Source organism: Rahnella contaminans (genome assembly GCF_011065485.1).
GTDB lineage: Bacteria > Pseudomonadota > Gammaproteobacteria > Enterobacterales > Enterobacteriaceae > Rahnella > Rahnella contaminans.
The window spans coordinates 574,824-581,723 of record NZ_JAADJS010000003.1 but is presented as its reverse complement, the minus strand read 5'-3'; the positions used below and the strand labels follow the sequence as shown (position 1 = coordinate 581,723).

Annotated in this window: 6 protein-coding genes; all 6 read right to left on the bottom strand. The window is 53.9% G+C overall.

The window, feature by feature from the left end; translation table 11 throughout:
• Positions 1-125: 125 nt before the first annotated feature.
• Genes hcp through tssB form a run of 6 tightly spaced genes read right to left on the bottom strand, consistent with a single transcriptional unit; the run spans position 126 to position 6,462 of the window.
• A complete protein-coding gene (hcp, locus tag GW579_RS17270) occupies positions 126-617 on the bottom strand; it encodes a type VI secretion system effector Hcp (protein WP_101079103.1) in 492 nt (163 codons plus the stop codon).
• A gap of 32 nt (positions 618-649) precedes the next feature.
• A complete protein-coding gene (locus GW579_RS17265; RefSeq protein ID WP_165060506.1) occupies positions 650-2,341 on the bottom strand; it encodes an OmpA family protein in 1,692 nt (563 codons plus the stop codon).
• Positions 2,338-3,027, bottom strand: coding sequence for a type VI secretion system protein TssL, short form (gene tssL / locus GW579_RS17260; protein ID WP_165060503.1), 690 nt, complete (start codon positions 3,025-3,027; stop codon positions 2,338-2,340). Before tssL ends, GW579_RS17265 begins: the two co-directional genes overlap by 4 nt.
• Positions 3,024-4,376, bottom strand: coding sequence for a type VI secretion system baseplate subunit TssK (tssK, locus tag GW579_RS17255; RefSeq protein WP_165060500.1), 1,353 nt, complete (start codon positions 4,374-4,376; stop codon positions 3,024-3,026). The genes tssL and tssK overlap by 4 nt, the downstream gene beginning before the upstream one ends.
• A gap of 15 nt (positions 4,377-4,391) precedes the next feature.
• A complete protein-coding gene (tssC, locus tag GW579_RS17250; protein ID WP_152328042.1) occupies positions 4,392-5,936 on the bottom strand; it encodes a type VI secretion system contractile sheath large subunit in 1,545 nt (514 codons plus the stop codon).
• A gap of 28 nt (positions 5,937-5,964) precedes the next feature.
• Positions 5,965-6,462: a type VI secretion system contractile sheath small subunit gene (tssB, locus tag GW579_RS17245; protein WP_152328043.1), complete on the bottom strand. Its 498-nt coding sequence runs from the start codon at positions 6,460-6,462 to the stop codon at positions 5,965-5,967.
• Positions 6,463-6,900 lie beyond the last annotated feature (438 nt).

Sequence of the window (6,900 nt, the reverse complement as noted above, 5' to 3'; positions counted from 1 at the left end):
TTTGCAGGAACCCAGGCCCATAAGGTCGATGTCCGAATTATTTGGTGTTTACGAAACCGTCCGGGAAGCAGGGCAGTTTTGGAAACAACAAAAACAGCAGACGGCGAACCGTCTGCTGTAGGGGATTACGCGGTGGTACGTTCGTTCCATGAATCGGAATGAATGATGTTGCCGTCTTTGTAAGTCCAGGTGATTTTTTCGTAACGCAGCTCAATCGCTTCGAGGTGATTGTGTTTCTCTTTAGCCGGGTCTTTGATGTCGTGCATTTTTGGTGCGACTTTCACCAGTTTGACGTTCTCAAGCTTGGTGTTGAAATATTCCACTTCCTGGCCAGCGTCGTTGATGCGGTACCATTTGAACTCAGCAGATTTCAGGGTCTGACCGGTGGTCACTGCTTTGTACAAATACGGGCTGGATGAGTCGATTTCTTTAGTAAACAGGAACGGGGTGTGAATACGGGTACCCGTCAGTTTGCCGGTGTTGTTATCGGTCGGGATGTACAGGTTATGTTCCTGCGCAACCACTTCGATGCTGCCTTCGCGATCTTTTACGTCTACGGAGCCTTTAATGTCCGCGCCGCCGTCGTCTTTCAGCCACAGATAAACAGGAATTGCCATGGGTAGTTCTCCATTTCTAGGTTGAGCATCCATCAATCATTTGATGAATCGGGGGTTGCTGTTGCCTTGCAGGCGTCTGCCTGCGGCACCAGACTGATTTCGACACGACGGTTAGCTGCACGGCCTTCCGGGGTATCATTTGTTGCAATCGGGCGTGTTGCGCCGTAGCCCTGAACCGCAAAGCAGGTCGGGGAAACATCGCTGGTGGAGAGCATCCAGTCGCGCAATGATTCCGCACGCTTCTGGGATAAAACCTGATTGGCCTTCGCGTCTCCGGTAATGTCGGTGTGTCCGGCGACGACGATCAGCCAGCCCGGCTTGGCTTTGATGTCGACCAGCGCGTTCACCAGCATTTTGAGGGAACCCGGTTTGAGGTCGGATTTGCCGGTCTCAAACAGTGACAAGGCATCAAGACGCACAGTTTTCGGTGTGTCTTTCTCAACGGGTGGTGGAGGGGGTGGCGGGGGAACGTAGCTTTTAATCGCTGCCAGCAGTGGCAGACGCAGGCGTTCTCCCTGATACAGCCCCAGACCGAGACGCAGCGGCTCGCCGTTGCGGAACCAGTCATCAAGCTGAGCTGCATCCTGACGCAGAACGTCAACGGCATTTGCTTTGGGTACGTAATCGTCCATTGCGATGTCGTAGTAATGGCGGATATCGAAGGCCACACGATGTAGAAGCTGGCGGTTGTGCCAGGCGCTGCAGCACAGAGCAACCACGGCGGCCAGTGTCAGTAACGTCACACCGTGACGCAGTGCCCGGCGACGTGAAGACACGCCATTCCCGGTGGGTAAATCCACAAGAACAAAGTCAGGGAAGGGCAGGGTGGCGCCGTCAGCATGCGCCGCCGGATGCCAGCCGCTGGCGTGCGTCAGCGCGGTATGCGCGGACAGCCAGTGTTGCCACAGTGATGCAGGTTTCAGAGAACTCAGCCCAGGCACCTGAAGCAGGATCACCTGCTGCGGGGAGACGCAGGCAACGTCATCGTTACGGGCCTGCAGCGCGGGCAAGACCAGCGCTGCCACCCAGTTGTTGATCTGGCTGAACAGCAGCGTCTGTTTTATCCGCGCAGGTTGCCCGGCGTTGCCTTCCATCCGCTGCCAGTTGGCCAGCGTTTCAGGTTGGGTGACCGCGGGCCAAAGTGTGACTGCCTGAGTATGCTGTTGTGATAGCCAGAGCGGGCTGTCCGTCAGGCTGGTTGCGACCGTACTGGCTAACAACAACGGGACGGCGCGGCGCGTGTCCCGGCGCAGTTGCACCATTTGCCAGCGCAGTTCATACAAGATCGTGGCCAGCGCTTTCTCATCCGCATGTGCCTGCGGATCTACCGACACCATCACAGCCAGTTGCTTTGCCCACTCTGGCCGCTGCCACAGCAGTTGCCGCGTAAACTGACGAAGCGTGCTGATATCATCAACCCGCAGCCAGCAACCCTGTGCTGTCTGCTGAACGGTACCGGTACCAAACAGTGCCGGCAGTGCGTTACCGCATACCAGCACTACCGGCAGGCGGTATTTTTCGGGCGGCAGCCCGTCGGACAACAAATTGGTGAGTTCAGTAGCAGGCTGACGTCCAGCACGCCACATTCCGATCACACAGACGATGATAACCATCCCGGTGGCCAGCCAGCGGATTACGGGTGAGAAAGGCAGGAATACCAGACACAGTATTCCCACCAGAATGCCGAACCACAGCCATAAACTGCGTTGCCACCTCGGACTCATTGCACCGCTCCCGGTAGCAGGGTAGACAACAGGCCGGACAGCCAGTGATCAAGTCCCCACCACAACAGGGCTACCACGCAGGTGGCAAGACCCAGGCGCACCGGCCAGTAGCGCAACCAGACGCTCAGGCGATTGCGTGATGCTCCGACAGCCAGCACCGGGCGCGACGGCGTGAAACTGAACGGAGGCACACGGGCCGAAAGTTCATCAACCAGTTGTTCGCGTTCAGTGACTTCAGCCCTCTTGTAACCGCCGAGGAATCCGAGCATGAGCACCCGGTGAAAACAGGTCAGTACGGCAGTGTCCGGCGCAGGCTCGCGCAGGACGGTACGCATTTGTTCATACAGCTGATTTCCCGCATCCAGTGTATTGAAAAAATGCGCCTGCAGCGGGGTGTTACACCACACGTAATAGGTATCGTCCTGGACGCTGCGGCCCTTGACGGTTTCATCGAGGATGGCGCACTGGGCGTACTTTATGTGCTGACAACTTTGCTCGCTGACGTCGGCGTCGTGCAACGCCTGCTGGACGCGTTCGATATCGGCCACGCAGCGCTGCCAGAAAATCCGGCCTTCACCTTCTGCGCTGATCATGCCCTGACGCAGGCTGATGACCTGAAGCCAGGTGTCAGCAAGCAACGCGTCGATATCGACCGTCGTGGTTTCTCTTTTCATGGATGGGCTCATGCGCGCAGTACCGCAAACAGTTCAAGCTGGATGTCGCCCAGTGTGCCCGGTACGTAGAATACGCAGGCACCTGCGTCCATCATTTGCTTAGCTGCAGGGTGGTTGAGATCGAGGGAGAAGTACTGGTTTTCCAGACGCAGAGGAATTGCTGCGGGCACATGGCTCAGCGGCTGTAGCGGAATGCCGCTTAATGCGACGTTCACCACGTTACCAACGTCATCTGGTGCACCGGCTTTACATAGTTGCGGGAACTGGATTTGCAACTGAGCAGAAGAAAGGGTAGAGCGCACCGACAGGTAAAAATCAACTTCTTCGCGCAAACGCGGATCGTGCAGATCACCGCGCCACTGATTCACACGCGGTTCGTGAACCAGTTCAATCGCGACAACGCGTGAAGGCAGGCTGGCTTCCAGCAGAATATTGAGCAAGGCAAAAAGTGGCGGGAAGACGGCCGTCAGGCGATCATGCTGATACACCGGAATAGCGGTGACATCATGTTCAAGCGAGAAGGTCAGCAAGTTACCCGCCAGACGGGCCAGTTCCTGATACAGACGCTCGGGATGGACCTGCGGATAACGTTGAAAATTGCTCAACACCGGCTCCGCGCCGTTAAGCGCGTTCAGCAGCCAGAACAGTGAAACGTCTGCGACGGCAAAATCGGCCATACGGGCGTTACTTTCACGGCGCATGCCCATCAGACGAACCAGACGCGCGCGCAACTGCACCATCAGCAGTTCCAGTTGCTCACTGCACCAGTGGCTGGCTTGCAGGCTAAGCAGAGGAGGAATAAATCGCATATCCTGCGTCCAGTGTCCCTGGGCGTCACGCACTAATCGGGCCACCGGGCAGACCTGATAATCCCCATTTTCCTGTGTGTCCAGGCGCAAAGTGAGTTCATGCGTCATCACTGCGACCTGTTTCTTGTCATCGCCGTAATGATTTTGCACATCACGCCATGCCTGACGGTAACGCACTGGACGTTCGGCGCGTTCATCAGGTTGCAGGCAGTTGCCGCCGTTAGCGTAAACCTGCGGCATGGCTAGCATGACAACAGCCTCAGAGATTTCCGCAGGCAAACTCGCCGCGAGCGTTAAGGTCGGCGGCAGTAAATCGGCACAATCAGTGTCAGTTAACGTCCCGTCCTGAAAACGTACGCACAAACGTTCCGCCTTCAGGCGGCCTTGTGCGAGGGCATTCTGCTCAAATGTGGCATGGAGCACCCCCCACGGATGGAGGGTGCCCATTTGCGCTATGCATTCGTTGGTCCAGGCCTCGAGAGATGCCTGTTGCTGAAACTGCTGCGGCGAAACCAGCACGCCGCGTGTCCACAGGGGACGTTCAATTTTCATTACCACTCCGGCCTTTTACGCTTTCGCCTTCGGCATCTGAGAAACCAATGACAGGTTGACGTCCATACCTTCCACCTGGAAGTGCGGTACGGCGTACAGTTTCACGCGGAAGAAGCCCGGGTTATCTTCGATATCTTCTACGGTCACTTTGGCGTCGCGCAGCGGGTGAGAAGCCTGAAGGTCGTCGCCAGGATCGGTCATTTCAGTCACCAGTGAGCGCACCCAGGTGTTGAGCTCAAGCTCAAGCAAACGGCGGTCTTTGGTGGTGCCGATGTTTTCACGCTGAATCAGTTTCAGGTAATGGGCGATGCGTGACAGCAGGAAGATGTACGGCAGACGCGCGTTAATACGGCTGTTCGCGGTAGCATCAGCCGTGTCATACAGTGCCGGTTTCTGTGCGGAGTTCGCGGAGAAGAAGCAGGAGTAATCACGGTTTTTGTAGTAAGACAGCGGGATGAAGCCGAGATTGGCGAATTCAAATTCGCGGGTTTCCGGGATCATTACTTCAGACGGGATTTTCACCTGATTGCCGGTGCCCAGATCATACAAGTGGATTGGCAGATCAGTGACTGCACCGCCAGCCTGCGGGCCGCGGATCTGTACGCACCAGCCGTTTTTGATGAAGCTTTTCACCATGTTCGCTGCAAACGCGAAAGATGCATTGGTCCACAGGTATTTCTCGTGATCCGGGCCTTTCACTTCTTCAACGTAGTTGAAGCTGCGAACTGGCACGGTGTCCGGCCCGTATGGCAGACGACCCAGCACGCGCGGCATGGTCAGACCGATATAGCGGGAGTCATCGGAGTCACGGAAAGATTTCCATTTGATGTATTCAGCACGGTCAAAGTAGTTGCCGATATCCTTGATGGCGGCCACTTCTTCCATGGAATCTTTCAGGAAGAATTTAGGGCCGACAGCACCGACAAACGGCATATGTGCCGCAGCAGACACTTTGGAGATATTGCGCAGCAGCGCGACGTCTTGCGGGCTGGCGTCAAACTCGTAGTTGGAGATCACAGAACCGATTGGCTCGCCGCCCGGTGTGTCATATTCCTGGATGTAGGTATGGCGGTAGAGGCCACTTTGAATGATCTCCGGGCAATCTTCGAAGTCCTGACGCAGGTCGCCTTTAGAAACGTCCAGCAGTTCAATTTTTACGTTCTGACGGAAATCAGTACGGTCTACCAGGAACTTCAGACCACGCCAGCCGGATTCCATACGCTGGAATTCAGGGTGGTGCATAACTTCGTCCAGCTGGCGGCTGATTTGCTCGTCGAGCATCGCGATGTGGCCGTCCAGCAAGGTTTTGTCCAGACGTTCAACTTTCTGACCGGACTGTTTCAGGCGTTCGAGGAAGACCTGAACTGCCGCTGTGACACGTTCATCCGTAGAGACATCAGACAGCGCCTGATCATCCTGGAAGGCATTAACATCACCCAGTGCAGAAACTGGAGTCAGATTGATTTTTTCAAACAATGACGCATAAACACTTCCTGCGTCGGTACGTTCCAGCACGGTTGTGCGGCTTTCTTGACTGTTTTCAGTAGCAGACATCAGCATAGTCTCGGGTTAATCCGTTCAGGAAGGGTTAAGAATTCTGGGGAGCCAGAGCAGCCAGTTCAGCACGCAGGTCATCGCTCAAATTGTCATCTTTCAGGATGGCTTCGAGTTCTTTGCGGAAAGTGGCGTTGTCTAATAAGTTGGATTTGAGGTCACGTAATAAATTACGCATAGCGAGCATCGCGCGCAGTTGTGGGATCTGGCGTGCAACCTGTTCAGGCTCGAAATCTTTCATCTCTCTGAAGTTGAGACTGACGCTTTCTTCGCTGCGATCGCCGGCCAGGGTGTTTTCAACGGTCAGGTTGAGCGACGGGCCAAAGTCGGCCAGAACACTGTTAAAGTTATTTTTGTTGATATTAACTTTTTCACGCTCTGACAATGGACGGGTCTCTTTGCCATTGCTGTAGTCGCCCATTACCATTAATTTTAAAGGTAATTCGACTTTCTTCTGGGCACCGCCAGTATGTAAATCAAGTTTAATATTGACGCGAGCCTTGGGTATTTCTTCCTGAAAGCTATTAGACATGCCTATCCCTTACTGTGGAGTGATAAACGCTGCCAATGAATCCATAAATAAATGAAAGGTTGGCAACCCTGCCAAAAAAAACATCCTTTTTATGCACGTCGGTGTGCAACTAAATCAGGGTCACAAGCGAGACAAAATATTTTTGGGAACATCTTGCAGTGTGTTTTTGAATTTATCTGGAAAGAAAATTTCAGATAAGTACCTGTTGACGGCATTTTAGAAACATTAGGTGTTTTAAGTAAAACTAAATATGTAAATAAATGTTACAAATTTTGATATGGCAAGATACAGATCATTTTATTGATATATAGGAATTTTCTTCATGTAACCCCGCGGGCCGCATGCGCTAAGGCTTTCGGACTTTAGTAATTTTCTTTACAAGTTGAGGGGCGTAAGAAATTTCTTAAGAATGGGTAACCCACCCTCAAAAAATATATA

What these genes read in the sequence shown, in the direction of transcription:
- tssB (WP_152328043.1), bottom strand. Translation starts at nt 6,462, where the DNA reads ATGTCTAATAGCTTTCAGGAAGAAATACCCAAGGCTCGCGTCAATATT.
- tssL (WP_165060503.1), bottom strand. Translation starts at nt 3,027, where the DNA reads ATGAGCCCATCCATGAAAAGAGAAACCACGACGGTCGATATCGACGCG.
- tssK (WP_165060500.1), bottom strand. Translation starts at nt 4,376, where the DNA reads ATGAAAATTGAACGTCCCCTGTGGACACGCGGCGTGCTGGTTTCGCCG.
- tssC (WP_152328042.1), bottom strand. Translation starts at nt 5,936, where the DNA reads ATGCTGATGTCTGCTACTGAAAACAGTCAAGAAAGCCGCACAACCGTG.
- GW579_RS17265 (WP_165060506.1), bottom strand. Translation starts at nt 2,341, where the DNA reads ATGAGTCCGAGGTGGCAACGCAGTTTATGGCTGTGGTTCGGCATTCTG.
- hcp (WP_101079103.1), bottom strand. Translation starts at nt 617, where the DNA reads ATGGCAATTCCTGTTTATCTGTGGCTGAAAGACGACGGCGGCGCGGAC.